Origin of the sequence: Streptomyces paradoxus (assembly GCF_014202475.1) — a bacterium.
Taxonomy (GTDB): domain Bacteria; phylum Actinomycetota; class Actinomycetes; order Streptomycetales; family Streptomycetaceae; genus Streptomyces; species Streptomyces paradoxus.
Map to the genome: position 1 here is coordinate 415,505 of NZ_JACHGV010000004.1, position 26,994 is coordinate 442,498.

At 69.8% G+C, this 26,994-nt stretch carries 29 protein-coding genes; 26 read left to right on the forward strand and 3 right to left on the reverse strand.

The window, feature by feature from the left end:
- Window positions 1–14: 14 nt before the first annotated feature.
- A complete protein-coding gene (locus HNR57_RS16425; RefSeq protein ID WP_184560737.1) occupies window positions 15–1,439 on the forward strand; it encodes a hypothetical protein in 1,425 nt (474 codons plus the stop codon).
- Between the two features lie 144 nt (window positions 1,440–1,583).
- Here the strand turns inward: HNR57_RS16425 and HNR57_RS16430 are convergent, their stop codons facing one another.
- Window positions 1,584–2,258 carry a YdcF family protein gene (locus tag HNR57_RS16430; RefSeq protein ID WP_184560738.1) on the reverse strand — a complete coding sequence of 225 codons (675 nt, stop codon included), beginning with the start codon at window positions 2,256–2,258 and terminating at the stop codon, window positions 1,584–1,586.
- Window positions 2,255–3,049, reverse strand: coding sequence for a GntR family transcriptional regulator (locus tag HNR57_RS16435; RefSeq protein ID WP_184560739.1), 795 nt, complete (start codon window positions 3,047–3,049; stop codon window positions 2,255–2,257). The genes HNR57_RS16430 and HNR57_RS16435 overlap by 4 nt, the downstream gene beginning before the upstream one ends.
- A 453-nt stretch (window positions 3,050–3,502) precedes the next feature.
- Here HNR57_RS16435 and HNR57_RS16440 point away from each other — a divergent pair, with 453 nt between their 5' ends.
- The 9 genes from HNR57_RS16440 (at window position 3,503) to HNR57_RS16480 (ending at window position 9,297) form a co-directional block, all read left to right on the forward strand.
- Complete coding sequence (locus HNR57_RS16440) at window positions 3,503–3,772, forward strand: DUF6284 family protein (protein ID WP_184560740.1); 270 nt, start codon at window positions 3,503–3,505, stop codon at window positions 3,770–3,772.
- Window positions 3,769–4,227 carry a Pycsar system effector family protein gene (locus tag HNR57_RS16445; RefSeq protein ID WP_184560741.1) on the forward strand — a complete coding sequence of 153 codons (459 nt, stop codon included), beginning with the start codon at window positions 3,769–3,771 and terminating at the stop codon, window positions 4,225–4,227. The genes HNR57_RS16440 and HNR57_RS16445 overlap by 4 nt, the downstream gene beginning before the upstream one ends.
- Window positions 4,215–4,493, forward strand: coding sequence for a DUF6303 family protein (locus HNR57_RS16450; RefSeq protein ID WP_184560742.1), 279 nt, complete (start codon window positions 4,215–4,217; stop codon window positions 4,491–4,493). Before HNR57_RS16445 ends, HNR57_RS16450 begins: the two co-directional genes overlap by 13 nt.
- Window positions 4,490–5,347 carry a protein spdB gene (locus HNR57_RS16455; protein WP_184560743.1) on the forward strand — a complete coding sequence of 286 codons (858 nt, stop codon included), beginning with the start codon at window positions 4,490–4,492 and terminating at the stop codon, window positions 5,345–5,347. Before HNR57_RS16450 ends, HNR57_RS16455 begins: the two co-directional genes overlap by 4 nt.
- Window positions 5,347–5,667, forward strand: coding sequence for an RRQRL motif-containing zinc-binding protein (locus HNR57_RS16460; RefSeq protein ID WP_184560744.1), 321 nt, complete (start codon window positions 5,347–5,349; stop codon window positions 5,665–5,667). The genes HNR57_RS16455 and HNR57_RS16460 overlap by 1 nt, the downstream gene beginning before the upstream one ends.
- 252 nt (window positions 5,668–5,919) lie before the next feature.
- Window positions 5,920–8,088 carry a cell division protein FtsK gene (locus tag HNR57_RS16465; RefSeq protein ID WP_184560745.1) on the forward strand — a complete coding sequence of 723 codons (2,169 nt, stop codon included), beginning with the start codon at window positions 5,920–5,922 and terminating at the stop codon, window positions 8,086–8,088.
- Between the two features lie 141 nt (window positions 8,089–8,229).
- Entirely contained in the window at window positions 8,230–8,481 is a 252-nt protein-coding gene (locus tag HNR57_RS16470) for a hypothetical protein (RefSeq protein WP_184560746.1), read from the forward strand.
- 155 nt (window positions 8,482–8,636) lie between these two features.
- The gene (locus HNR57_RS16475) at window positions 8,637–8,831 is read left to right on the forward strand and encodes a hypothetical protein (RefSeq protein ID WP_184560747.1); all 195 of its coding nucleotides are present in this window, start codon (window positions 8,637–8,639) and stop codon (window positions 8,829–8,831) included.
- 13 nt (window positions 8,832–8,844) lie between these two features.
- A complete protein-coding gene (locus HNR57_RS16480) occupies window positions 8,845–9,297 on the forward strand; it encodes a hypothetical protein (RefSeq protein ID WP_184560748.1) in 453 nt (150 codons plus the stop codon).
- Window positions 9,298–9,323: 26 nt separating this feature from the next.
- Here the strand turns inward: HNR57_RS16480 and HNR57_RS16485 are convergent, their stop codons facing one another.
- Window positions 9,324–10,256, reverse strand: a complete 933-nt coding sequence (locus HNR57_RS16485; RefSeq protein WP_184560749.1) for an HNH endonuclease — start codon at window positions 10,254–10,256, stop codon at window positions 9,324–9,326.
- Between the two features lie 101 nt (window positions 10,257–10,357).
- Here HNR57_RS16485 and HNR57_RS16490 point away from each other — a divergent pair, with 101 nt between their 5' ends.
- The 16 genes from HNR57_RS16490 to kynU all read left to right on the forward strand — a co-directional run bounded on the left by HNR57_RS16490 (window position 10,358) and on the right by kynU (window position 26,949).
- Window positions 10,358–11,458 (forward strand): DNA cytosine methyltransferase, encoded by a 1,101-nt coding sequence (locus tag HNR57_RS16490; protein ID WP_184560750.1) that lies wholly within the window; start codon window positions 10,358–10,360, stop codon window positions 11,456–11,458.
- Window positions 11,455–12,303, forward strand: a complete 849-nt coding sequence (locus HNR57_RS16495) for a bifunctional DNA primase/polymerase (protein ID WP_184560751.1) — start codon at window positions 11,455–11,457, stop codon at window positions 12,301–12,303. Before HNR57_RS16490 ends, HNR57_RS16495 begins: the two co-directional genes overlap by 4 nt.
- Before the next feature lie 2 nt (window positions 12,304–12,305).
- Window positions 12,306–13,784, forward strand: a complete 1,479-nt coding sequence (locus HNR57_RS16500; RefSeq protein WP_184560942.1) for an AICE element replication initiation protein — start codon at window positions 12,306–12,308, stop codon at window positions 13,782–13,784.
- Between the two features lie 511 nt (window positions 13,785–14,295).
- Window positions 14,296–14,535, forward strand: a complete 240-nt coding sequence (locus tag HNR57_RS16505) for a helix-turn-helix transcriptional regulator (RefSeq protein WP_184560752.1) — start codon at window positions 14,296–14,298, stop codon at window positions 14,533–14,535.
- Between the two features lie 88 nt (window positions 14,536–14,623).
- Window positions 14,624–15,886, forward strand: coding sequence for a tyrosine-type recombinase/integrase (locus tag HNR57_RS16510; protein WP_184560753.1), 1,263 nt, complete (start codon window positions 14,624–14,626; stop codon window positions 15,884–15,886).
- 177 nt (window positions 15,887–16,063) lie between these two features.
- Window positions 16,064–16,363: a hypothetical protein gene (locus tag HNR57_RS16515; protein ID WP_184560754.1), complete on the forward strand. Its 300-nt coding sequence runs from the start codon at window positions 16,064–16,066 to the stop codon at window positions 16,361–16,363.
- A gap of 562 nt (window positions 16,364–16,925) precedes the next feature.
- Window positions 16,926–17,453 carry a DUF2617 family protein gene (locus HNR57_RS16520; protein WP_184560755.1) on the forward strand — a complete coding sequence of 176 codons (528 nt, stop codon included), beginning with the start codon at window positions 16,926–16,928 and terminating at the stop codon, window positions 17,451–17,453.
- 148 nt (window positions 17,454–17,601) lie between these two features.
- Window positions 17,602–19,257, forward strand: a complete 1,656-nt coding sequence (locus tag HNR57_RS16525; RefSeq protein WP_184560756.1) for a polyamine aminopropyltransferase — start codon at window positions 17,602–17,604, stop codon at window positions 19,255–19,257.
- Between the two features lie 111 nt (window positions 19,258–19,368).
- Window positions 19,369–20,184, forward strand: a complete 816-nt coding sequence (locus HNR57_RS16530) for an SRPBCC domain-containing protein (protein WP_184560757.1) — start codon at window positions 19,369–19,371, stop codon at window positions 20,182–20,184.
- A gap of 73 nt (window positions 20,185–20,257) precedes the next feature.
- Window positions 20,258–21,046, forward strand: a complete 789-nt coding sequence (locus tag HNR57_RS16535; protein WP_184560758.1) for an aldose epimerase family protein — start codon at window positions 20,258–20,260, stop codon at window positions 21,044–21,046.
- Window positions 21,047–21,056: 10 nt separating this feature from the next.
- On the forward strand, window positions 21,057–21,605 hold the full coding sequence (gene pyrE / locus HNR57_RS16540; protein WP_184560759.1) for an orotate phosphoribosyltransferase: 549 nt from the start codon (window positions 21,057–21,059) through the stop codon (window positions 21,603–21,605).
- A 137-nt stretch (window positions 21,606–21,742) separates the two neighbouring features.
- Complete coding sequence (gene fbaA / locus HNR57_RS16545) at window positions 21,743–22,765, forward strand: class II fructose-bisphosphate aldolase (protein ID WP_184560760.1); 1,023 nt, start codon at window positions 21,743–21,745, stop codon at window positions 22,763–22,765.
- A gap of 67 nt (window positions 22,766–22,832) precedes the next feature.
- Entirely contained in the window at window positions 22,833–24,299 is a 1,467-nt protein-coding gene (locus HNR57_RS16550) for an MFS transporter (RefSeq protein WP_184560761.1), read from the forward strand.
- Window positions 24,300–24,376: 77 nt separating this feature from the next.
- Window positions 24,377–24,790: a DUF3151 domain-containing protein gene (locus tag HNR57_RS16555; RefSeq protein WP_033310134.1), complete on the forward strand. Its 414-nt coding sequence runs from the start codon at window positions 24,377–24,379 to the stop codon at window positions 24,788–24,790.
- A gap of 151 nt (window positions 24,791–24,941) precedes the next feature.
- Window positions 24,942–25,772, forward strand: a complete 831-nt coding sequence (locus tag HNR57_RS16560) for a tryptophan 2,3-dioxygenase family protein (RefSeq protein ID WP_184560762.1) — start codon at window positions 24,942–24,944, stop codon at window positions 25,770–25,772.
- Complete coding sequence (gene kynU / locus HNR57_RS16565) at window positions 25,765–26,949, forward strand: kynureninase (RefSeq protein ID WP_184560763.1); 1,185 nt, start codon at window positions 25,765–25,767, stop codon at window positions 26,947–26,949. The genes HNR57_RS16560 and kynU overlap by 8 nt, the downstream gene beginning before the upstream one ends.
- The last annotated feature ends 45 nt before the right edge of the window (window positions 26,950–26,994 follow it).

Consider the following 26,994-nt stretch of genomic DNA (forward strand, 5'->3'; position numbering starts at 1 on the left):
AAAGGAGCACAACAATGAATAGGAAGTTTTTCGACCTGGGAGCAAACGCTGGAGAAGGCGTAATGGAAATTCCAAGTTTTGCGGTCTTGCAATTTTACAGCCCGGAAGCGTTGATCGAAGACTTCCAAAAGCGCTGGGGCGTCCCTCCTCGGGCCATAGCGATTCCAGTCGTTGAGCATGATGGTTTGCTCTTTGAGGTGTCCGGCCTTGGGGATCTCAAGCAATCCGAGTACGCGATACCGTCGGATACTCTTCAAGGGTTCTCTGAGGTCGTGGAGGAATTCACTCGCCGAGAGATGGAGGTCATCCTGTTGTTGGATCCTGCTATCTCGTTTGTTCCTGGAGAAAGTCTTGTTTCGCGCGATATTCTCGGCGTTTCCTCGTCTCCGTTGTGCATCGGAAACGATCAGAGTCGCCTGATTTTGGGAGCCGTATTGGGAACAGCGATTGACTTGGTAGAGGAGGTGACAAAATCCGCACCAAGGAAGCTGATCGGAATTGCACTTGACACAACAGATCTATGGCCGATGGGAGGGGAACTGGGCAGGATTGAGGCAACCTGCTTCTGTGACAGCTGCACCACCTACTTTGAGACAAATGAACCCGGGCTTTTGAAAGAGTTTCGCACTTTCCCGAATCCCTGGAGCTTGCTGTTGAAGCCGAGCGAGACCGGCATAGGCTTCGTTAGCGACGTGAGCCCGAACACTTCGGATGAGGAAATCATCGGAATTTCGCGCCTGCGGGGTTACATAAGTCAGTTCGAAGAAAATGCTCAAGCGCAACTCCTGTCTACTTCCCGAGCCTTGCGTCGCTATATGCGAACGCGGCACAATCAAACCCTTGGTGCAGCAAAAAAGATCTTCGATACTGCCTGTGAAGGCTTGCAGGTAGATGAACCGCCAAAGCGTATCCTCATCTTGGAGGGGGAGCGGTACGGATGGTCGTCCGGCCTATCGATTGAAGACCTTGATGCGGAGTATCGTCAACATTCGGGTGGGGCTTATGATGAATTGTGGTTCAATTCCAGTCAAGAAGTTCACCAGGTGAACGAGGTGCCATTCCGAGCATACATGCGTCGGCGATCTCGTTATTATCTAAGGAGCTTTTTTCAGTTTTGTGCCAGCGTCCGAAATGTGCAGTCTCGCACGATCGGCGGCGTCAGTGAGTTCACCGTGAGTGAAGTAAAAGAGCTTATCCGAGAACGTCTTGATCGTGTGATCGGCACAAACGTAACGGGCCAAACAGCGCTAATTTCGTTGCCGCAAGTCAGCGACTGCTCCCGGATAGGATTCGTAGGGGTTTCCATAGATAAGGAGTTCGGGGCGCGGTTTATGAATCAGCTCACGATTCTCCCGGGTCCGGCCGACCGGCGCTCTGCCGCAGGTGCAAGTGCCACGGAAATGGCCAGGATTCTTAGCGCTATGCACATGGATTCATAGCGCTTTTCCATCCTCGCCCGCATGCCCACAGCGCGCCGGCAGGCGCGGCCAGCCGGGGCGGAAGACCCGAGACAGGCCGCGCCGTGCGCGGGCCTTGATGAGGCAGGGAAAGCGCAGAACCGTGGGCTGATGCCCGCCCTGGCATCACGTGCCGGGGCGGGGAGCAACGTCAGTCGGCATGAGTCGGCTGGTGAAGCCCTCGATGCACAGCCGCTCAAAGGCGGCTACAACGGTATGTGGTACGTCCTGCTCGATGGCCAGACCCAACCTTGGGAAGACGAACACTCGTTGCAGGGCGCCCACGATCATGTCGATCACCATGCGAGCGTCTCCGATGGAGGCGGCGTACTCCTCCAAGCCCATCGGCGTGGACGCGCACACCACGTCGACATCAGGCCAGAGCTTCCGCATCATGCCGTACGAGCGTCGCTCTTCATACGGCTTGCTCACGAGCAGGACGGACGAGACCTTGACGTCGGCCTCTGCCAGCACCGCTTTCGTGAGCTCGATGTTCTCGCCGGTGTTCGTGGCACGCGGTTCCAGGAGTACCGCGGACTCGGGCACTCCTAGCTGCAACGCCCGCTCGCGGTAGTGGACAGCTTCACCGCGCGGCATGCGCGCCCGGGTCGTCGGGCTGGTGGCCCCCGTGAAGACGATGACCGGTGCCATGCCCTGGTGGTACAGCTCCGCTGTCACGTCGGCCACCCCGAGGTCGTGACTGCCCAGCCCCACCGCCACCGAACATGGCCGTGGGGCATGGTGCATGAAGTGGTAGTCCCACAGGATTTGAGCGTCCGCCCATGCCTGCGCCGAGATCATTCCTGCCCCTTCTTGTCCTGTGCCGAGTCGGGAACCTTGAAGTCGTACTCCCACGCGAAGCGAGAAGCCGCGTGAATGCCCACTGCGAACTCAACCACCGTGCCATCTGCGGTGTACGTGGTCCGGTGCAGCTCGACTACGGGCTCACCTGCGGGGAGCTGCAGGAGCTGCACTTCGTCCGTTGTCGGGACGCGGGCGAACAGGGCCTCCCTCATGTGGTCGATCTCGTATCCGGCGTCGTAGAGGACCCGGTACCCGCCGCCACGGCCGGCAGGGCCCGGGGTGGGGTCGACGATGCGTGTTCCCTCGACGTGCTCCGGCCGGTAGTAGCTGGTCAGCGTGTGAGTCGGCTGCACCCCTTCCTTCACGAGTCGGGCGCGTGCGTACACCTCGGAGCCAATCGGGACACCCAGCCCCTCTGCTACGAGGCTGTCCGCCTCGACACGGCTCACGGTCTGCGTCTGCTCGTTGCGCTTGTACGCGCGTCCCGATGCGACGCGGTCAGCGATGAACGCGACTTCATCACCGTCGCGCCACTTCGCCTTGTCGTACCGGGTGATACCCAGCCGCTTGAGGGCAGTGCGAGGACGCACGACGGTGCCACGTCCGCGCGTCGACGTCACAAGGCCTTCAGCCTCCAATGCCTTAAAGGCCTTGTGGACGGTCTCCTTTGAGCCTTCCCCCGCGTCCACTAGCTCTCTGATCTGGGGCAACTGGGCGCCCGGCGGCAACTGACCGCTCTTGATCTGCTCCGCGAACCTGTCCGCCAGGTCGCGCCACTTCGGTGCCACGCAGAACTCCTCTCGACCCAACCAGTGAACCACATAGTCCTAGGACTGTTGACAGTCCTAGGACAGCGTGGCACTGTCATCTCAGGCCGCTCGCAGTCCTAGGACAGCGAGGTGGAGGGGCCTTCTTTGGGCTGCTTCCAGGCCGAACCAGTTCGGGACAGCTCGCCCCCAGGGGCGGGCCCCTTGCTGGAAGTTCCTTGACAACTCAACAGCGTGCCTGGGAGGCCGTCCCTCCCCTGCCAGCAAGAGGACGGATGCGTACGGGTGCACCTCGTACGCGACTGCACGACCAGCCTCCGCAGCGCTTCGCTGCGGCCGGTTGCCTCCGCTGCTCGTCTCGTACGAGCAGCGCTGAGGGGAGCCGGACGTTCCGACTTCAACGGCGCGCGGCCCCGGTGCGGGAACACCGGGGCCGCTGTTCGGGCCGTTCCTGTGTGAGAGGAACCAGACCCAATGGACCACATCGTTACTGTTCAGGACGCTGTTACCGTGTTCGCCGACTTCATGGAGCCGACGGACGTTGCGCTGGACGCGATCGAGCAGGAGATGCCCGTCATCCTGGCGGACGTCGAGCTGCTGGACGCGCAGATCGTCACTCTCGACCGCACCCCGTCCGAGCTGGACGAGCGGCGCATCCGCCGGGCCCGCCGCCGAGCGCTCGCCGCCCGGGTCGCTCTGGTGAACCGCGCGGCCGGTACGAGCCTGCCCGGGGGTGCCGCGTGAGCACCGCGACGGAGAAGAGCCTGACCGCCGCACACACTGAGGTGAAGGCGGAGATCACGCGGACCGACACGAAGACCGGTCTGCTGCTGGCGTTCGTCGGCGCGGTGCTCGCCGGCGCCTGGACGGTCGCCCGAGAGCTTCCCTTGACGCTCCCCGCCTACGTGGCGGGCGGGTTCGGGATGGTGCTGCTGGTCTCGGCGGCCGGTCTGCTGCTGCGCTCGACCCGCCCGAACCTGAGCGGCCGGCACGGGTTCCCGCTGTGGGCCACGCTCACCGCCGAGGAGATCACCACCGCCGTAGAGAGGGACCTGGCGGCCGATATCGCCGGGCTGTCCCGGCTCGCGGTCGTCAAATTCACCTGCCTGCGCCGCGCGGTCGACCTCACCTTGTCCGGCGGGGCAATGCTCATCCTCGCCTCCCTGCTCACTGCTGGCGGTGCCGCATGGGGACGCTGACCGCGCAGATGGCGAGCGACGGCGGGCCGTGGCGTCTGTACATCGTGTTGTACGGCGAGAGCGAGTGGCCCACCGTCCGGTGGGCGTCCGGCCCAGTGCCCACCGGGGCGCAGCGCCGGGAGGCACTGGCTTCCCTCGGCTACGAGGTGGCGCCCCGTGCCGAGTGGTCCTGGGTCGAGGACAGCCAGAAGCGCGACGACGACAGCACGCCGGTCGTCCTGATCGCGGCCGTGGACGTGCGCGAGCAGGAAGGGGCCAGCGCATGAGCGCGAAGACTGTTCTGCCGGCCGTCGCGATGACGGCCGTGTCCATGGTGCTGACCCTGGCCGTGGTGATGATGTGGCTGGGTAGGGCGGTGCCGTGGCCGGTCGCCCTGGTCGTCGGTCTCGGTATCGATGGCGGATGGCTGGCGACCCTCGCCTACGAACGCCGCCTTGCCGCGCAGGGTGACCACAACCGCACGGTGACCGCCGTCGGCTGGTGCTTCGGCATCCTCGCCGCCGGCGTCCTCGTGGCGCACGCGCTAACCGCCGAGCATTCCGCCGGGGCGTGGCTGGCCGTCGCGTGGCTGCCCATCGCCGCCAAGGCCCTGTGGCTGGTCCACAGCCTGTGGGAGCGCACGGCGCTCACTCCGCTCGCGTTGGACGCGATCCGCGGAATCCAGCAGGAAGCGCGCGACGAGGCGGCCGTGGCCCGTGCCCGGCTGCGGGCAGAAGCGGCCACCGAGGAGACGCGACTGACGGCCGTGACGGAAGCCGGGGCCCGCGTCGCACGCGTCCAGGCCGAGACCGCGCAGACCCTCGCGGGGGCATGGTCGACGCTGGAGATCACCCGCAAGGGAGAAGAGACCGGCAGGGCCCTGACCAGCGTGACGACCCCCGTCACGCCCGGCGTCACACCCCGCTGGGAACTTCCCGTGTGGGGCCCCTCCGACCCGGTGCCGGCGCTGGAGACGGGGGCGCCCGCGCTGTCGGATGAAGCGCTGGACACGCTGGTTCACGACATTCGGCACAGCCAGACGCCGCCGTTGTCGTACCGCGACATGGCCGCTCGCTTCCGGGCCGCCGGGTACTCCGCCTCTGAGGTCCGGCTGCGGGCCGCGTGGAAGCGCGTCGCCTGATGGCCGCGCTCCCGGTCTACCGGTGGCGCCTGGCCCCGGACGGCTACGCCACCCGCCGCCAACTCCGCGCCCGTGGACTTCGACCCGGTGGCCAGGACGTGGCCGCACAGCTCGAACGGCCGCGCCGCCGTGGCTCGCTGGTCGCCTACCTCTACCGCGTCGACTTGGCCAAGCCGGTGAGGCCGATGACACCGGCCCGGTGGGCGGCGCTCGCTAAGGCCAACGCCGCCCGCCGTACTTGCCCCGCATGCCGGCGTGACGTCGGCTATGTCATCCCTGCCTCGCTCGGCATGTGCGTGACCTGCGCCTACCCCGAATAGCGCGCCGCCTGAGCCAGTTGGTGATTCGAACTGGTACGCCACGTACCAGTTTGGAAGTTCGACGCTCGTAGAACTGGTACGCACCGTATTACTTCGACGGTTATCGAAATATCAAAGTGGTACGGCTCGTGTCTTCAGTTCAGCGTCGCAACGCGAAACCCTTGCAACTCACCCCAGGACGGGGCCCGGCCTTGCCCGCCAAGACAGCGGCCGGGCCCCTTTCGCATCCCTTCTGAGGAAGGAACTCATCGAGTGAACCACGACGACGACAAGGAACTGTTCAACCGGCTGGAAGCGGAGATGGCCGCCGACCACGGCGCCGACGTGGTCGACCTGGACAAGGCCCGCGCGGCGCGCGAGTCGGCCCCGTCCGGCCCCGAGGTGGACGATCCGACCGCACCCGACATGGTCGACCAGCCCGCCCCCGCGGCGACCGGTCCCGGCTACCTCGGTCGACTCGCCGGCGCCCGCCGCCGCGCAGTCGTGCCGGTCTGGCTGAAGTCGGTGGCTGAGCTGCGCACCGCTATCGGGTGGGTGGCCCGCCACTACACCCACGCCGCCGGCTACCACGCGCTCCGGACCCCGGTTTATGCCGCCCGCCTCGCCTTCCAGGCGCCGGCCGGCGCCGCGAAGGTCGTCGGGGGCACGATGCGGTGGGTGGCCGACCGCGAGGGCGAACTGGTCCGACTCGCCGCGGTGCGGCGTGAGGACGCTGCCGAGTACCTGAAGCTGTCGCGGCAGCGTGACGGACGGGTTCGGCTGCGGACCCTGGTCGCCGCGCTCGCGATGTTCACCGGTCTCGGTCTGGCGCTCGCCATCTACGTGCTGGCCCCCGACTGGCTGCAAGCCGTCTCCGTGAGCACGGTCGTCCTCGCCCTGGGGGCCGCCGGACGCCAGGCGGACGCCCCGGTTGTGCACCGGGCGGTGGAACTCCCGAAGGCGACCAAGCTGACGAGTGACATCGTCCTGCGGGCCCTGGGCTCACTCGGTATTCCCGCGATCAATCAGGCGCAGGGCAAGGGACGGGACGGGTTCGAGTTCACCGCCCCCATCACCCGCGACGGCCCCGGCTGGCGTGCGGAAGGCAACCTGCCCTACGGCGTCACGGTCACGGACATCATGGAACGCCGCGAGCGTCTCGCCTCCGGTCTGCGCCGCCCGCTCGGGTGCGTGTGGCCCGAGGCAGTGCCGGATGAGCACACCGGGCACCTGGTGCTGTGGGTCGCGGACCAGGACATGTCCCGGGCCTCTCAGCCGGCATGGCCGCTGCTGAAGTCCGGCACCGTGGACCTGTTCAAGCCGGTCGCCTACGGCACCGACCAGCGCGGTCGGTGGACCGAAGTCACGCTCATGTACATCGCCGGCGTCATCGGCGCAATCCCGCGCATGGGCAAGACGTTCCTGCTGCGTCTGTTGCTGCTCATCGCGGCATTGGACCCGCGTGCTGAGCTGCACACCTACGACATGAAAGGCACCGGCGACCTGGACCCGGTCGGCAACGCGGTCGGCTACCGCCACGCCGCCGGCGACGACGACGAACCCATCCAGTACGCCCTGGACGACTTCCGAGCCCTGCGCGAGGAACTACGCCGCCGCACAAAGGTGATCCGCTCCCTGCCCCGCGACATCTGCCCCGAGTCCAAGGTGACGTCTGCACTCGCGGACAAGCGGTCGTTGGGGCTGCACCCGATCGTGGTCGGGGTGGACGAGTGCCAGGTCCTCTTCGAGCACCCCGACCACGGCAAGGAGTTCGAGGAAATCATCACCGACCTGGTCAAGCGCGGCCCCGCCACCGGCATCGTGGTCCTGCTGGCCACGCAGCGCCCCGACGCCAAGTCGCTGCCCACCGGCATCTCCGCCAACTCGTCCGCCCGGTGGTGCCTGAAGGTGATGGGCCAGCTGGAGAACGACATGGTGCTGGGCACCTCCGCCTACAAGCGCGGGGTGCGGGCGACCATGTTCGCCTGGGGAGACAAGGGCATCCACTACTTCGTGGGTGAAGGTTCCGACGCCCGTATCGTCCGCTCCGTCTACGTTGACGCCGGTGGCGCCGAAGCCATCGCCGCCCGCGCCCGCCGCGTGCGGGAGAAGGCCGGACTGCTCGCCGGCCACGCCCTCGGGGAAGCACCGGAGCCGACCACGGCGGCCTACGACCTGCTGGCGGACATCCTCGCCGTGGTCCCGGCCAAGGAGGCCAAGGCGTGGTCGGAAACCATTGTGGCCCGACTGGCGGACCTTCGCCCCGAGGTCTACGACGGATGGGACCCCGACGCACTCGCCGCCGCACTCAAACCGCACGGCATCGCCACGATCCAGGTAGGCCGCCGGGTGAACGGCAAGGTCGTCAACCGGCGCGGTGTCGACCGCTCCCACATCACCACCGCGATTGCGGAGCGTGACGGAAAGCGGGACGCGGGCTGACACTCCGGGACCGCTAACGATAGCGGCAACCCCCGCTAACGTTAGCGGCCCCGCTAGCGCCTCAAACCGCATCTGATCAGGCCGCTAGCGGATAGCGGCCCACCTGCGCAAACCCCAAAAACCCGCCAGGAAGGGCCCCACGTGACCCCCGCCCTGCTCGCTTTCTCCTGCCTGCTCGCCGTCACCCTCAGTTACGGCGGGGTGTGTGCGGTGTCGCCGTTCGGTGACTGCCGCCGCTGCCGTGGCATGGGCCACGCCCTCAAGACCGACCGCAAGGGACGCATCAAGCGCGGCAAGGACTGCCACCGCTGCCACGCCACCGGCAAGCGCATCCGCATAGGCCGCTGGCTCTACAACCGCTGGGCGCGCATCTACCGCGCCGGCACGGACTGAGCATGCGACCGGCGACCGCCCGTCATGAGACGGACCCCGCTCCGAGAAGGAGCTAGGCGGGCGCGGTCGCCGGTCAGACGCCCCAAGCTTGCGAGCACCCGGGGCGCCTGAAGCGTATCCACCCATCCGCCTCACCCGGAAGCGAGTTCTTCCCGATGATCCTCAACATCTCCGCCGTGCTGCTGTTCGGCGCCGCCTCCGTCTTCGCCGTCAAGACCAAGTCCGCCGGCGGCGGCGCCGCGCTCGTGCTGTTCCTGTTCGGGTTCTTTGCCGCCGGCACCGGCGCCTACGAGCCCATCCGCAACCTCGTGCAGGCATCCGCCGACGCCCTGTCCGCCCTCGACAACTGAAGGAGACCCGGCCGTGAACGAACCCACCACCCACCACAGCGCGCCCCTTGTGGTCCACCACCCCACCCCGATCACCCCCGCCGCGCACGCGGCGCCGGTCGTTCCCGTCCAACCGGGCACCATCCCGGCCGTGACGAGCGTCGTCCTGCCGGACGGCCGCGTCGTCACCGGCTACGCCGTGGCACCGGCTCAGCCCGAACTGGTCACCGCCAAGCCGGTCGTCTCCCGCGCGGCGGTGAACGTCGCCGTCGGCGGCGTCGGGTTCCTCGCGACGTGCGGCGGACTGCTGCTGCTCACCTCGTTCATCACCGCCCTGACCGCACTCGTCACCCAGCTCGTCATCCTCGCCGCCGTCGTCACCGGCGGCTGGATCGCCGTCCGGGTCCTCACCCCGAGCGGTGGCGCGAGTGGCACGACGGTGAACATCCGCCGCGCTGTGTTCAAGCGCAACCACTTCCGCGGCTGAAGCCCAGGTGTCCCTGGGCTGGGCAGCTAGGACTCCGATCGATGGAGACGCCAGTGCCTACCAAGCCAAGTGCGGTGTTCCCGTTGCAGGGGGACTGCCACCGGTTTTCCCTGCAAACTCGCGTACAGCGGATACGCGAGCATCTCCGCACTGATATCGAGCGTGCCTGTCGTGGGATTCACCGCAATCTCGCCCAGGTCGAAGAGACGGTGGATGTCGCGGCGCAGCAGCAGCCCGCCGTGCTCGTGGTGCTCTCCGCTCTGGGCATAGCTGTAGAGGTGGGCAGCTTCCAAGGCTGTAGCGGGTGCAGGGCCTGTGAAAGCACATTGCTCGCCTTGGTCGGCCAGCAGCCGCTTACGGAAGGCGCCTTGCCCTATGCGAACCCGTACGACCGACTCTCGGTGTCCTCCGGGAATGGCCAAGCGCGTCTCTTCCAGCACGTCGAGTTCAGCGACGTCGCCCGTGACAGCGGTCAGGGCGTTACGTAGCTTCTCCCACCGCGCGGGTCGCATGCTGTGCTGCGATCGCGGCGAGTCACACAGGGCCCGTAGTTCCGCCCCGGAAAGTAGCCCTCTCGCGTCCATCCACGCCTTGCCATGGCGTGACTGGTATGTCGTCACCTGCTTGGTCGTGCGGCCCGGGACGTCGAACGACGCTCCGCAGTCATAACAGCGGTACTGAGGCGCCTTCTGCTGTCTCCGCTTGATCGCTGCCTTATCGCAATGCGGGCAGAAATACAGCGGCTTCTCACGAGTGTCCGTCTCGATGGCCTCGATGACAGAGACGCCGATCAGTTCCTTCCTGTCCCAGAGGGCGATCACGTGTCCCTCTGCCAGGCGCGCGTGGTTGGGAACCGTGCTGTCCCAGCTGTAGTGCTCCGCAGGATTGTCGTCGTACCCGTCGTTTCCGGCGTGCTCTCGCCTGTCCCCCAGAGCCAGCACCAGCCACGCAGTAGCCATTCCACCCCCAAGTTGTCATGACTCGGGGCGGTCGCCTCTCGCCAAAGACCGCGACCGCCCCGACAACCAGCACCCAACAAGAGAACTGGAGACACACCAGCATGACCCAACCCACCGACATTCGGCGAGCACCTGACTCGCCGCGCATCCTGGCACTGTGCGCCGGCTACGGCGGTTTAGAGGCCGCGATCCGGGCCCGCATCGGCGGCCAGGTCGCCGCCTTCGCCGAGAACGACCCGCACGCCGCGACCGTGTTCGCCCACCGACACCCGGGCGTGCCCAACCTCGGGGACATTCGCCACGGCGACTGGAACCGCGTCCGGGACGTGTACCGGCCCGACGTGATCGGGGCCGGCTTCCCCTGCCGCAACACCTCCAACGCTGGACGAAGGGACGGGATCAATGGCCAGTGGTCGCGAGTCTGGAAAAATGTCGCTGATGCTGTGGGCTTCGTTCGACCGCGGCTCGTCTTCCTGGAAAACGTGGCGGCGCTCCGCTCGCGGGGGCTGGACGTCGTCGCCGCGGACCTGGCCGCGATCGGGTATGACGTCCGGTGGACATGCGTACGCGCTGGTGACCCCGAAGTCGGCGCACCGCACGAGCGCGACCGCTGGTTCGCAGTTGCCCATCCCGCTGATGCCGACCCCCACCAGCTCGGACGGCACTGGCGGCCCCGGCACCTCGCCGAAGCGCAAGGGCGGGATGAACCTGCGCACCGCCGTCACGAAACTCCCGGCGCCCCCGGAGTCGTGAGCCTGCTGCCCACGCCGGCGGCCCGCGACTGGAAGTCCGGCGCGTCGAACCTGCTGGAGCGCAACGCCCGGCCGCTGAACGAGGTGGCCGTCAACCTGCTCGCCGGCGTGGACACCACCCCCACCGGGCCGGTCCCGCTGGACGAGCGGTGGGTGGCGAGCGACGGCACCGACTTCGGGCCCGCGATCCGCCGTTGGGAGCGCATCACCGGACGGCCGGCGCCGTGCCCGACCGAACCGGGCACGCGCGGAAACCGGCGGCTGTCCCCGCTGTTCACCGAGTGGATGATGGGCCTGCCCGCCGGCTGGGTCACCGCCGTGCCCGGCATCCCCCGCAAGGAACAACTGAAGATCCTCGGCAACGGCGTCGTGCCACGCCAGGCACACCACGCCTACGGATGGTTGCTTGGTACCGCCGCGGCCAGGCCGTCGCTGGGGGTGGCGGCATGAGCGGGACGCTCTCCCCCCGGCACACCGCGCTGAGCCTCGCGGCATCCGGCTTGCCCGTATTGCCCTTGCGTCGGGGCAAGGTGCCGTTCGGCAACTGCACGACGTGCGCGGACAACGCCTGCGGCGGCCGGCCGAACATGAAGACCCCGGGCCCCTGCCGGTGCCCCGGCGTCTGCCACGCGTGGGCCGCTGCCACCACCGACCCGGCCGTCATCATCTCGCCCTCGTGGGCGGCGACGTGGCGGCGGGCGGTGTGCGTCGGCTACCACCCCGGCGGCGCCGGCCTGACCGTGGTCGACCTGGACAACGCGGACGCCATCGCCTGGGCCCGCACCACCCTGCCCGTGACGCGGACCGTGCCGACGACGCGCGGCCAGCACTGGATCTACCGGGGCGCCATGCGGTCCGTGAACGGGGTGCGCCCCGGCGTGGACATCAAGTCGACCATGTCCTACGCCCGCTACCTCGGTCCCGGCACCGGCCACATGGCCGACCTGCCGGATACCGTCCGTGCCCTTGCGGTGAAGGAGCCTTCCCCGGCCCTGCCGGCGCCGCAGGCCGTCACCGTGCCCGCAGGGCCGGGGGGTGCGGAATGCCCGCACCGCACGCCCGCCTACCTCGAACGCGGCATCGCTATGGCCGTGCAGCGCATCACCGGTGCCCGCGGCGCGATCCACGCCACCGTGTACGGGGCGTTCCTCGCGGTGCTGTCCACGCACGGCCGGTGCGGCTGCCTCACCGAGACCCACGTCGCCCGGTTGTTCACCGCCGCGCAGGCCAAGGGCGAGACCCTGCGGCACTGCACGGACGCGTGGACCAACGCCCGCACCACGTTGGGACTGTGACCATGTCCGACGACGACAAGAACCCCGCCCGCGAGGTCATCACCGACTACGCGCAATCCCACTTTCGGTACTTCCGCACCGCTGACGGGACCGTGTACGCGCAGCGCAACGGCCACCCCGTGGCCCGCCCGATCCGCTCCCAGGGCACCACGGGAAGCCACCGGCAGGAACTCATGGTCGGACTGTTCAAGGACGGCATCGGCGTGTTCAACGGCACCGCCATGAAAGAGGCGCTGGACCTGATCGAGGCACTGGCGTTGACCGAGGACGTGCAGCCCGTGCACATCCGCGTCGCCCCCGGATTCGACGGCGCCACATGGCTGGACCTCGGGCGCAGCGACGGGCAGTCCGTGCGGATCCACCCCACCGGCTGGGACATCACCACCCCGGACCCGCGCGAGGTGTGCTGGCGGCGCACCCAGCTCACCGGGGAACTGCCCCTGCCAGTCAAGGACACCAACGGCAAGGGCATCGATCTGCTCATGCGGCTGTGCAACTTCGCCACCGCGGAGACCGAGTGCCTGGCCATCGCCTGGCTCATCGGCTGCCTCGGGCCGACGGTGCCCGTCCCGGCCCCGTTCCTCACCGGACCGCAGGGCGCGGGCAAGTCCACCGGTGGACGGATGCTCGTGCGGATCATCGAGGGCATGACCGGGGACCTGCGCCGAGCACCCAAGGATGAGGAGAACCTGATCACGGCGGTGGCGGCCGGTTGGGTCACCGCCCTGGACAACCTCTCCCACATGACCCCGGAGCTGTCCGACGCGATGTGCTGCATCGTGACCGGGGCAGAAAACGTCAAGCGCGCCCTGTTCACCGACGGGGACGTCTTCCGCGTCAGCTACCGCCGCCCCCTGCTCCTGACTGGCATCGACGTGGGCGTGATCCGGCCCGACCTCGCCGAACGCCTGTTGCCTCTGCGTCTGGAACGCCCCCGCGTCCGGCGCACTGAGGCGGAACTGTGGTCCGACTTTGCAGAGGTGCTGCCGGTCATCCTCGGCTCGCTCCTGGACCTCACCGTGCAGGTGCGCGCAGCGGAGGCGGACATCCCGACCGACCTGCGGATGGCGGACTTCGCGCACCTGTGTGCGCAGCTCGACGCGGCCACCGGTCTGAGGGCGCTCGCCGCCTACCGGGCCAGCCTGGACGACCTCAATGACGACGTCATCGAGGGCGACTTGTTGGCACAGACCGTGCTCAAGCACGCCGCCGGCATCGACCCCGGCACCGAGCAGCGGATGACGTCGGCCGAGTGGCTGCACTGCCTCAGCGGCCTCTACGCGGGTGAGGACTTTCGTCCCCTGCCTAAAGGGTGGCCGACCACGGGCAAGGTGCTCTCAGACCGCCTCAAGCGCCTTCAGCCCACCCTCGCGGCTCGGGGGGTCCTCATCGACTGGGGGCGCACCAAGACGTCCCGCTACATCGAAATCGCGCGGCCGTCCGCCGCACGACCCCCGCACGAGCAGGAACCGGCTTTCTGACCGCGGGGCACCACGCCTGCCCCGCACAAGCAAGAGGAGCACCCGGCGACGCGTGCTCTTCTTGCTGTTCGGCGGCGGCGCCGCCCTCCGATGGTCGCCGCGAAGCGGCCCGTTCTTTCACTCTCTGAGCCGCGCACCACAACAGACACCACCCCTCTCTTGTCCGAAGTAGGAAGACCCTGCGTCACCTGCGTCACCCACACCCCGCAAACGGCTGTTGACCTGCCGAAAGACGGGTGACGCAGGCAGCCGATTCCTGCGTCACCCCGCGTCACCTGCGTCACCTGCGTCACCCGATGACGAAGGTCTACGTCACCGATGACACACCTCCAGAGTCCTGCGTCACCCAGAAACCGCAGGTCAGGGGCGCGAATGACGCAGGTGACGCAGGTGACGCAGAAAGCCGCACCTCGGACAGACGCAGCTCCGGCGCCCGCACGCAACCCACGGCACCAGAACCCACCGCAGGACACCTCACCCCCCCGCGACGGATATGAGGAGTCACCACACCATGGCCACCGACGAGCCGACCGACCCGCGCGCCCTCCTGCGCGGCGGACTCCCAGACCGCTACCTCACCCCCGAAGACCTGGTCACGATGTTCAGCCTCCCGAGCGTCGAGACGGTCTACCAGTGGCGACGCAAGCGCATCGGCCCGGGCGGCTTCCGCGTCGGCCGCTACCTCCGCTTCAACCCCGCCGCCGTACAGGCGTGGGAGGCCGAACGCACCGCCCTCGAAGACGCCGCCTGAGGCTGCCGAACTCCTCACCACTCAACTCCGCGGGGAGGGCCACACCGTGGCCCTTCCCGTCCCGTGCCCAGAAGGGACCGCACCCTACGTGGCAGGCCACATCCAAGACCGCTGGTTCAAGACCGAGACCAACTCCGCCGGCAAGACCGTCCGCGTCAAGACCGACCGCCACGGCACCGGCCTGCGCTACCGCGCCCGCTACATCGGACCCGACGGAACCGAGAAGTCCAAGAGCTTCCCTGACGGCAAAAAGCGTCTCGCTGAGAAGTGGCTCAGCGCCGTAGAGACGGACATGACGCGCGGTCAGTACACCGACCCCAAGTCCATGCAGATCACGTTCCAGCAGTACGCCGAGAAGTGGTTGGACAGTAAGACACCCAGCCCGATGACCCGGAAGGAACTCGGCCGGCGCCTGCGGTTGCACGCCTACCCGGTGCTTGGCTCCCGTCCGATCGGGACCTTCCGGCCGGAGCACATCAGGGAGTTCGTCGCCGCACTGGAAGCGAAGCCCGGCGTCGGCCCGTCCTACGCCCGGAACATCTTCGCCGACGTTCAGTCGGTCCTATCTGCCGCTGTTGACGACACGCTGTTGTCGCGCAACCCGTGCGGTGCCCGGACCGTTCGGCGTCCCAAGCCTGACCCGCATCCCGTGGTCCCGTGGGTGCCCGACCAAGTGTTCGCCGTTCGTGCGGCCCTTCTGGATCGGTACCGAGCGATGGTCGACGCCGGGGCCGGATGCGGTCTGCGCCAGGGCGAGGTGTTCGGTCTCGCCGAAGACGCCATCGGCACCGACGGGCGCACGCTTCACGTGGTCCGGCAGATCAAGCACGTGGAAGGGCACCCGGTGTTCGCCCTTCCTAAGGGCGGCAAGAAGCGAGACGTGCCGCTCCCTGCCTCCGTGGCGGAAGCTTTCCGGGTCCACATGGACGCCTTCAAGCCCGTAGAGATCACCCTCCCATGGGATGTGCCAGAGGGGCCCAAGGTGTCCGCGCGATTGATTTTCACGGCGGAGCAGGGCGGCCTGGTGTGGCGCAGCAACTTCAACCGCAAGGAGTGGAAGCCCGCTCTCGCCGCCGCTGGCCTCATTCCGGGAGCAGACGACGACGGCAACTACGAGTCGGCGCGCGAGCACGGCATGCACGCCCTGAGGCACTTCTACGCCTCCGCACTGTTGGACGCGGGCGAGAACATCAAGGCTGTCAGCGAATACATGGGGCACGCTGACCCAGGGCTCACGCTGCGGGTGTACGCCCACCTCATGCCCGACAGCCGCCAGAGGGCCCGCCGCGCCATCGACACGGTGTTTCAGCGCGTCTCTCAGGAAGATCACGGCCCACAGACGGCCCGGTGAACCACGAACGGCCCCTGACCTGCCCTTCTGTGCAGGTCAGGGGTCATCACCCCTACGGAACCCTCTGAAGTTCCTCAACTTTGTGTTGGCCCGTTCCGCGGCCGGGCATCACCGCCTCACGCAAGAGCGAGGCGCCCACGGGGGGCCGCTTCGGGGGAACGAAAGGAGGGTGACGCCATGATCGTCGGCATCATCCTGGCGGTGGTCGGAGTCGTACTGATCGGGGCGCTGGTCTCCCAGGCCCGCAGGGGCGGTACCCGGCGGACGACGCGTCGCGGGGCGTGGGCGTCCACCGGGTCGAGCAGCAGCACCAGCGGCAGTGGCGACGGCGGCAGCTGGTGGGTCGGCGGGGGAGACTCCGGTTCCTCCGGTTCCTCCGGCGGCGACGGACACCGCGGGGGGCACTCCTGCGGTGGCGGCTCGTCCTGCGGAGGCGGGTCGTCCTGCGGGGGTGGTGGCTGCGGCGGGGGCAGCTGACTGACGTCGGCCGTCCTCACGACGGGGGAGCCGCACGACCGAACGCGGGGTCCGCACCTGGGCGGGCCCCGCGTTGCCATGTCCGGAGTTCCCGGACGGATGACCGCTCGAACGGCTATGGGGCGGCTTCGGGCGCATCCTGGCAACCTCCCCTGTCTGTAGGACAACTGCCGCCGTGCCGAACCGAGTCCGGAAGGGCCTTCCGCAACTGCACGTTTTTCACGGCGATTTCGGGCGGCGGCCGAAATCCCGGGCTCCCCTCCGTCGCGGCTCCGGGCGTGAAGCACGGCGCACCGGCGCACGCCTCCCCGGCACTGGCGCACGCCGTAGTTGAACAGTTGAGCTGTGGAGCCCTCTGAGGGGTGGAAACCCCACGAACTTGGGTAAAAACGCTGTGGTGGCGCCACCGTTCATGATTCCCTAAGTCACCGACGCAGCCCCTCGGACGTTCTGCGGACCTTCTGAAACCGGCCGACCGGTTTGACCCGGGCCGACATCCCCCGGTGCGACCGGGGCGCAGCGGACCCATCTCCCTCTCCTTGTGTGCTTGCGGAGCCGATCCATGCTCACGACCCTGAACACCTCCTACACCGACACGTCCGCAGCCGATCTCGCGTGGGCCCTGGGGCGCGAGCCACTTCCCGCACTGGCCGTGCTCGACCTCGAACTCGCGGGCACCAAAATGCAGTTGCGACTCCTCGGCGCGTCCCATCAGGTCCTGCTGGAGGAGGAGCGGGGCATCTGCTCGGAGACGGTGGCGTGCCTCGCGGGCAGCAGCACTCCGTTGCCGCTCGGCGTCGCCAAGCGCGTGGACGACTGGGAGTACGAGTTCGCGGCCCGGGTCGAGGTCCTCTCGCCCGGCTCCTTCGCGGGCCGCGCCCAGGAGTTGCTGGCGCTCGTCTCCGACCATCCGCACGGCCTCGCCGGCGTCTTCCCCGGCAGCCCGTACGCCTTCACGGCCCTGCTCGCCCAGCACCACGAGGGGCAGGTGCACTGGCGCACGTGGCACGCCTACCCGCAGGACGGGCAGTTGGTGGCGACCCGCACGAAGGTGGGGGTGCGCGTTCCGGCGGCGGTCTCCGCCAACTGACCCCGGCCGACCGCTGCCCGGCCCGTCGAACCACGCGCGGCCAACCGCACGCGGCACACCGGATCCCGTACCGATATCCGGCCTCTGTAAACCAGCACCACACGTGTGGGTGACGAACCGCAGTCGAGGCGTGACGTAACGTCGCAGCGTGATCGAGCCGCCCGCGCCCGCCCCGCCCGGTTGCCCGCAGCCCTGGAGCGCCCCTGGCGGCCCCGCCGGCCCGGCGCGACTGCCCGTCCGGCCCGGCACCGGACGGTTCCTGGTCCTCGCGGGCGTGTTCGTCTGCGCGGCCTGCGGACTCGTGTACGAACTCGAACTCGTCGCGCTCGCCTCGTACTTGATGGGCGACTCCGTCACCCAGGCGTCCGTCGTGCTGTCCGTCATGGTCTTCGCGATGGGCATCGGCTCCCTCGCCGCGAAGCGGCTGCGCCCGCTCGCCGCGGCCGGCTTCGGCGCCGTCGAGGCCACCCTCGCGCTCGTCGGCGGGTGCAGCGCGATGGCCCTGTACGCGGTGTTCGCCTGGACCGGTGACTGGGGCGGGATGTGGGCCAACGGTCCGCGCTGCCTGCTGGTCGCCTTCTCCCTCGCCACCGGACTGCTCATCGGCGCCGAAGTCCCGCTGCTCATGGAGCTGATCCAGCGCATCCGCCGCCAGGACGCGGGCGGCGCCGTGGCCGACCTGTCCGCCGCCGACTACGTCGGTGCCCTCGTCGGCGGCCTCGCCTTCCCCTTCCTCCTGCTGCCGTTCCTCGGCCAGTTGACCGGCGCGCTGCTCACCGGCGCGGTCAACGCGGTCGTCGGCGGCGCGCTGGTGCTCGGCCTGTTCCGCCGGGACCTGACCCGGCGCGCCCGGTGGCTGCTGCTGCTCGGCAACGCCCTCGTCCTCACGGTCCTCGCCGCGGCCGCCGTCCTCGTCGACGACTTCGAACGGGCCGCGCGGCAGGCGGTGTACGGCGGGGACGTCCGCGTGGCGCTCCGGACCGGAGTGCAGGAGGTCGTCCTCACCGGCGGCACGCACGGGCGGCCCCTCGCCCTGTTCCTCGACGGCCGGCTGCGGGTCAGCGAGCGGGACGAGCTGCGCTTCCACGAGGCCCTCGTCCACCCCGTGATGAGCGGGCCGCACGCGCGCGTGCTGATCCTCGGCGGCGGGGACGGCCTCGCCGTCCGCGAGGTGCTGCGCCACCCGGGAGTCGACCGGGTCGACGTCGTCGAACTCGACGCCGAGGTGGTCCGGCTGGCCCGCACCGACCCGGCCCTGTCCGCGCTCAACCAGCACGCGTTCGGCGACCCGCGCGTCCACGTGACGACCGCGGACGCCTTCCACCGGCTGCGCGGCGTGACTCCGGCGGCCTACGACGTGGTCGTCTCGGACCTGCCGGATCCGCGCATCACCGCGAGCACGAAGCTGTATTCGCAGGAGTTCTACGGCCTGGCCCGGCGCGTGCTCGCCCCCGGAGGCCGGCTCGTGGTGCACGCCGGCCCGGTCGCGGCCGGCCCCCGGGTCCACTGGACCGTCGAGGCGACCCTGCGCGCGGCCGGATTCCGCACCGCCCCGTACGGCACGGGCGGCCGCCGCCCCGCTGCCGCCGCCGGGCCCGACCGCACCCCCGCCGACCGTTCCGGGGCGCCCCGCGACTGGCGTTTCGTGCTCGCCGCCCGCACGGAGCCGCCGCTGCGGCTCGACCCGGCCGGACCGCGGCCGAGCGTCCTGACACAGGCGTCCCTCGCCGCGGGCGAGCGGGCGGCGCGCAGGACGCGGATCGCGGGGCTGCCGGCGTCGACGCTGGTGCATCCGCGGTACTGAGGGGCCGGAACCGCCGGGCGGGCCGGGAGGATACGCCTGGTGGGGGTGGATCGGAGGTGAATCCCTCAGGCGCGGGTGCGTTTCGGGCTGTGCTGGGTAGAGTCCGTCGACATGGAGCACGAGGTGTTCGTTCCGGTTCCGGCGGAGCGGCTGAGGGAGGTGCTGGACGACCCCGCGCGGGTCGCCCGGGCCGTTCCCGGGCTCCAGCAGGACGCCGGCGCCGGGCCCGTCGCCGGGCGGATGAAGATCCGGGTCGGCAGCCACTCCGTCACCTACCGGGGTGCCGTACGGGTCTCCCGGCGGGACGACGGCACCTACGCCGTCGAGGGCGAGGCGGAGGAGTCGCGCGGCAGCGGCTCGGTCGAGCTCACGCTGCGGATCGCCCTGCGCGAGGCGGAGGGCGGCTGCACCGTCGCGTACGACGGCACGGCGTCCGCCGACGGACGGATCAAGGACCTTCCCGCGGAGTCGGTGGAGGGTGCCGTCACCCGGCTGCTGAACCGTTTCGCGGAGCATCTGGCCGCGGCGGCCACGGACGAAAGGGCCGCCATGAACGACGAGCGTGCGGGGGCCGGGGCTGACGCGCAGCCCGCTCCCGACCCCGGTCTCACCGAGGAACCCCCGGCTCCCGAGCGCCCCTCCGCCTTCGGCTCCGACCGCCCGTCCCCCTCCTACGGACGCGCGGACGAGGGCGAGGACGATGATGACGACGAGGAGGACATCGCGGAAGCGGCGCACGCGCGACGGACCATGATCGGACGCAGCGCCGAGGAGGTCGACCACGCCCCACCGCGCGGCCGCTACGCCCCGGTCCCCGCGCCACAGACCGTGACACCCCCGGCCCCCCTGCGCTGGGCGGCCCCCGCGGCGGCACTGGCACTGGCGTCCGCCATCGTGGCGGTCCGGGCCCTGCGCAGACGCCGCTGAACCGCTCGTCGGCCGCCCACCAGGAGCCCCCTAACCGTCAAGGCCCTCTTGATCACCCCAGTAGGGTCGTCCCGTGAGTGACGAAGACATCACGCTGACCGCGGGTGACGCGGAGGTGACCGTGCAGCCGGGCAACGGCGGCCGGGTCGGAGGACTGCGGATCGGCGGGGTCGAACTGCTCCGCCAGGGCGAGCGGTTCGGGTGCTTCCCGATGGTGCCGTGGTGCGGCCGGATCCGGGACGGACGGTTCCTGGACGGCGCCCAGGTGCGGCAGATGCCCCTCAACGCCCCGCCGCACGCCATCCACGGCACCGTCCGCGACGGAGCCTGGCGCACCGCCCGCACGAGCACGGACGAGGCGGTCCTCACCTACGAGCTCGTCGCCCCCTGGCCCCACCCGGGCCGCGTCACCCAGATCGTCGCGCTCAGCGAGGACGCGCTGACGCTGAGCATGTCGGTCGAGACGTACGAGTCGTCCTTCCCGGCGCAGCTCGGCTGGCACCCCTGGTTCAACCGGAACCTCGGCGGCGAGGACGTACGCCTCGACTTCGAGCCCGCCTGGCAGGAGGAGCGCGGCGAGGACCACCTGCCCACCGGCAACCGCCTCGACCCGAAGCCGGGCCCCTGGGACGACTGCTTCGGCATGCCCGGCGGCGTCGAGGCCACGCTCACCTGGCCCGGTCAGCTGGAGCTGAAGGTGACCAGCCGCGAGGAGTGGGTGGTCGTCTACGACGAGCAGCGGGAGGCCGTGTGCGTGGAGCCGCAGACCGGCCCGCCCGACGGCCTCAACACCATGCCGCACCTGGTCACCCCCCTGGAGCCGCTGGAGGCCTCCACGACCTGGAGCTGGCGCCGCCTCTAAGCTGGGCGGCATGACGGACACTCGCGGCGCGCTGCTGCAGCAGATCAAGGACAAGGCCGTGGTGCACGGCAAGGTGACCCTGTCGTCGGGTCTGGAAGCCGACTACTACGTCGACCTGAGGCGCATCACGCTCGACGGCGAGGCCGCGCCGCTGGTCGGGCAGGTGCTGCTCGACCTGACCGCCGACCTGGAGTTCGACGCGGTGGGCGGGCTCACCATGGGCGCCGACCCGGTCGCCGCCGCCATGCTGCACGCGGCCGCCGCGCGCGGGAAGCGCCTGGACGCCTTCGTCGTGCGCAAGGCCGCCAAGGCGCACGGCCTGCAGCGGCGCGTCGAGGGCCCGGACATCGCGGGCCGCCGCGTGCTGGTCGTCGAGGACACCTCCACCACCGGCGGCTCCCCGCTCACCGCCGTCGAGGCCGTGCGCGAGGCCGGGGCCGAGGTCGTCGCCGTCGCGACCATCGTCGACCGGGCGACCGGCGCCGCCGAGAAGATCCAGGAGGGGGCCGGGGTGCCGTATCTCTTCGCCTTCTCGAAGGACGAGCTGGGCCTCGACTGACCAGGGCGTGGACGGTGGCCTGGACCTTCCGGCCAAGTCTGGAAAGATGGGGCCGACGATGACGTCGCACCCCAAGGTCTAGGTCAGGGCCGTTAGACACAGCAGTACGTCAACCCGCAGATACAAGGAGCGGACGCATGCCCATCGCAACTCCCGAGGTCTACAACGAGATGCTGGACCGGGCGAAGGCAGGGAAGTTCGCCTACCCGGCCATCAACGTGACCTCCACCCAGACCCTGCACGCGGCCCTGCGCGGTTTCGCTGAGGCGGAGAGCGACGGCATCGTCCAGATCTCCACGGGTGGCGCCGAGTTCCTGGGCGGTCAGTACAGCAAGGACATGGTCACCGGCGCCGTCGCCCTGGCCGAGTTCGCGCACATCGTCGCCGAGAAGTACCCGGTGAACATCGCGCTGCACACCGACCACTGCCCCAAGGACAAGCTCGACGGGTACGTACGTCCGCTGCTGGCGCTCTCCCAGAAGCGCGTCGACGCCGGTCTGAGCCCGCTGTTCCAGTCGCACATGTGGGACGGCTCGGCCGAGACCCTCGCCGACAACCTCTCCATCGCGCAGGAGCTGCTGGAGCAGGCCCGCGCCGCGAAGATCATCCTCGAGGTGGAGATCACGCCGACCGGTGGCGAGGAGGACGGCGTCTCCCACGAGATCAACGACTCCCTCTACACCACGGTCGACGACGCGATCCGCACCGCCGAGGCCCTCGGCCTGGGCGAGAAGGGCCGCTACCTGCTGGCCGCGTCCTTCGGCAACGTGCACGGCGTGTACAAGCCGGGCAACGTCGTCCTGCGTCCCGAGCTGCTGAAGGAGCTGAACGAGGGCGTCGCCGCCAAGTTCGGCAAGGGTTCCCCGTTCGACTTCGTCTTCCACGGCGGCTCCGGCTCCACGGAGGAGGAGATCCGCACCGCGCTGGAGAACGGCGTCGTGAAGATGAACATCGACACGGACACCCAGTACGCGTTCACGCGCCCCGTCGCGGACCACATGTTCCGCAACTACGACGGTGTCCTGAAGGTCGACGGCGAGGTCGGCAACAAGAAGACCTACGACCCGCGCACCTGGGGCAAGCTGGCCGAGGCCTCCATGGCCGCGCGGGTCGTCGAGGCCTGCGGCAACCTGCGCTCGACCGGTACGAAGATCAAGTAGTTCCCGGTTCCGCTCGCGTCGAGCCCGGCACCTCCTGTGGTGCCGGGCTCTTCCGTATGCTCCCTGCATGCCCGATGTCCGGTTGGCCTCACCGCAGGGCAAGTGGGTCCTGCTCACCACCGTCCTCGGCTCCGGCATGGCGATGCTGGACTCGACCGTCGTCAACGTGGCCCTGCCGCGCATCGGCCGCGACCTCGACGCGAACCTGTCCGCGTTGCAGTGGACCGTCAACGCGTACATGGTCACGCTGGCCGGGCTGATCCTGCTGGGCGGGGCGCTCGGGGACCGGTTCGGGCGGCGGAAGGTGTTCGTCGTCGGCGTGGTGTGGTTCGCGGTGGCCTCGCTGCTGTGCGGAATCGCGCCGAATGCGGGCGTGCTGATCGCCGCGCGGGCCCTGCAGGGGGTGGGCGGCGCGCTGCTGACGCCCGGGTCGCTGGCGCTGATCCAGGCGTCCTTCCACCCCGACGACCGGGGGCGGGCGGTGGGCCTGTGGTCGGGCTTCGGCGGGATCGGGGCGGCGGTCGGGCCGTTCGTCGGCGGCTGGCTGGTGGACGGGCCGGGCTGGCGGTGGGTGTTCCTGCTGAACATTCCGGTGGCCCTGGTGTGCGTGCCGGTTGCCCTGCGGCACGTTCCCGAGTCGGGGGACCAGCAGGCGCACGGGCGGTTCGACGTGCTCGGGGCGGTGCTGGGGGCGCTGGCGCTGGCGCTGGTGACGTACGCCCTGATCGAGGCCGGCGGGGACGGTGTGGTGGTGGCCGTCTCGGCGGTGGCCGGGCTGGCCGCGGTCGTCGCGTTCGTGCTCGTCGAGCGGCACCGGCCGGATCCGATGATGCCGCCGGACATCTTCGCGTCCCGGCAGTTCACGGCCGTCAACCTCGTCACGCTGTGCGTGTACGCGGCCCTCGGCGGGTTCTTCTTCCTCGCCGCGCTCCAGCTCCAGGTGGTCGTGGGCTACTCGGCCCTCGCCGCCGGTACGGCACTGCTGCCGACGACCGTGCTGATGCTGTTGCTGTCCGCGCGGTCCGGGGAACTGGCCGACCGGATCGGGCCGCGGATCCCGCTGACGGTGGGACCGCTGCTGTGCGCGGCCGGGATGCTGCTGATGCTGCGGGTGGGGCCGGGGGCGTCGTACGCGGCCGATGTGCTGCCGGCGCTGATGGTGCTCGGGCTGGGCATGGTCACGCTGGTGGCGCCGCTGACGGCCACGGTGCTGGGCTCGGTGAGCGTGGTACGGGCCGGGCTGGCCAGCGGCATCAACAACGCGGCGGCCCGGGCGGCGGGCCTGATGGCGGTGGCGGCGCTGCCGCTGCTGGCCGGGATGGGGGAGGAGGCGTACCGGGAGCCGGCCGCCTTCGACACGGCGTTCGACAAGGCGATGGGGTGGTGTGCGGGGGCGCTGGTGGCGGGGGCCGTGATCGCGGCCGCGGTGGTGCGCAGGCCGCCGCCGGACTGCAAGCGCCCGGAGTGCCTGCGGCACGGCGGCGTCACGGCCCCACCGCTGGAGGGGGAGCCGGTGCGGAAGCGGCTGGGGTAGGCCGGGGTGCCGGTGCCCGGGCCGGTCCTCGGCGGGACCGGTGCCCGCGGCCGAGCGGTATGGCGCAGACTTGGGGCATGTCCATTCACGAGAACCTCCTCGGGGGCCCGCCCCCGACCCACCTCCCCGACGACCCCGGGCCGCGGGAAATGCTCGCGTCGGGTGCCGCGCCCGCCGAGGTCGCCGGTGCTCACCCCACCTCCTCGCTCGCCTGGGCGCAGCTCGCCGACGAGGCGTTCGAGCGGGGTGCGGCCGTGGAGTCCTACGCGTACGCCCGCACGGGCTACCACCGCGGCCTGGACGCGCTGCGCCGCAACGGCTGGAAGGGCCACGGCCCCGTGCCGTGGGAGCACGAGCCGAACCGCGGCTTCCTGCGCGCCCTGCACGCCCTCGCCCGCGCCGCGCAGGCGATCGGCGAGCAGGAGGAGTACGAGCGCTGCTCGCAGTTCCTGAAGGACTCCTCGCCGACGGCGGCGCAGGTCCTGGGCTGAGAACACGGTCCGTGCACGCGAGGCCCGTCCGCGAAAGGCGGGCCTTGCGGTTTCGGGGGACGATTGCGGAAGATGCCCCTGGGGACCGGGGCCCCCGTGTCGGATTCGGCAGGGGCGGACCGCTACCCGGAGTTATACGCAGGAGACAGCGATGTCCCACGAGGCTCACGAGCCCGAGACCCCGCATCTCGACTTCCACGGCACGACGCCGTACGAGGACTACGTCAAGGCGGACGTACTCACCCACCTCCAGCACACCCTCTCCGACGACCCCGGAGAGATGGTCTTCCTGGTGACGACCCAGGTGATGGAGCTGTGGTTCACCGTCATCGTCCACGAGTGGGAGACCGCCGCCGGCGCGCTCAGGGGTGACGACATCCCCACCGCCACCGCCGCGCTCAAGAGGTCCGTCCGCGAACTGGAGGCGCTCAACCACTCCTGGAAGCCGCTCGCCCAGCTCACGCCGGCGCAGTTCAACTCGTACCGCAGCGCCCTCGGCGAGGGCTCCGGCTTCCAGTCGGCGATGTACCGCCGCATGGAGTTCCTGCTCGGCGACAAGTCCGCGTCGATGCTCGTCCCGCACCGGGGCGCACCGCGCGTGCACGCGGAGCTGGAGAAGGCGCTGCACGAGCCGAGCCTGTACGACGAGGTCGTGCGGCTGCTCGCGCGGCGCGGGCACGACATTCCGGAGGCCGTGCTGCGGCGCGACGTCTCGAAGCGCTACGAGCCGTCGCCGGAGGTGGAGGCGGCCTGGACGGCCGTCTACTCGGGTGACGAGAGCGACGAGGTCGCCCGGCTGGGCGAGGCGCTGAGCGATGTCGCCGAGCTGGTGTGGCGCTGGCGCAACGACCACCTGGTCGCCACCCGCCGCGCGATGGGCGCCAAGACCGGCACGGGCGGCTCCGCCGGGGTGGCCTGGCTGGAGAAGCGCGCGCAGAAGCACGTGTTCCCCGAGCTGTGGACGGCGCGGTCCTATGTCTGAGCCGGCGGAACGCGCGAAGAAGCTGGACGCCGTCGACGAACTGGCAGGCAAGCGCGCCGAATTCGTCCTTGACGACGTGGTCTACCTCGACGGCAACTCGCTCGGCGCGCTGCCGGCCGTCGTCCCCGGGCGGGTCGAGGACGTCGTACGCCGTCAGTGGGGCGAGCTGCGCATCCGCTCCTGGGAGGAGAGCGGCTGGTGGACGGCGCCCGAGCGCATCGGTGACCGGATCGCCCCGCTGGTCGGGGCGGCGCCCGGGCAGATCGTCGTGGGCGACTCCACAAGCGTCAATGTCCTCAAGGCACTCGTGGGTGCGGTGCGGATGGCAGGGGAGGGCCGCGACGAGCTCCTCGTCGACGCGACGACCTTCCCCACCGACGGGTACATCGCCGAGTCCGCCGCCCGCATGACCGGCCGCACCCTGCGGCCCGTGGCACCGGCGGACGTCCCGGGCGCGCTCGGCGACCGCACCGCCGCCGTCCTCCTCAACCACGTCGACTACCGCACCGGCCGGCTGCACGACCTGCCCGGTCTGACGGCCGCCGTGCGGGAGGCGGGCGCGGTCGCCGTCTGGGACCTGTGCCACAGCGCGGGCGCGCTGCCGGTCGGGCTGGACGAGCACGGTGTGGACCTCGCGGTCGGCTGCACCTACAAGTACCTGAACGGCGGGCCCGGTTCACCGGCGTACCTGTACGTGCGGCGGGAGCTGCAGGACCGCTTCGACTCACCGCTGCCCGGCTGGAACTCGCACGCCGAGCCGTTCGGCATGCGCACCGGCTACGAGCCGGCTCCCGGTGCCCTGCGCGGCCGGGTCGGCACGCCCGACATCCTCTCCATGCTCGCCCTGGAGGCGGCACTCGAGGTCTGGGACGGGGTGTCGGTCGAGGCGGTGCGGGCCAAGTCCCTCGCGCTGACGGACTTCTTCCTGGAGTGCGTGACGGCGTACGTGCCCGAGGGCCGGGTGGAGTGTGTGACGCCGGTGGCGCACGAGGAGCGGGGCAGCCAGATCGCCCTGCGCTGTGATGACGCCGGTGACGTGATGAAGCGGCTGATCGAGCGGGGTGTGGTCGGTGACTTCCGGGCGCCCGACGTGCTGCGGTTCGGCTTCACACCGCTGTACGTCGGGTTCGCCGACGTGGAGCGGGCGGCGCGGGTGCTGGCTCAGACGCTGGCCTGAGCGGTGGCGGGGCCGGGACGCCCGTGCGGTGTACCGGCCCGGCGG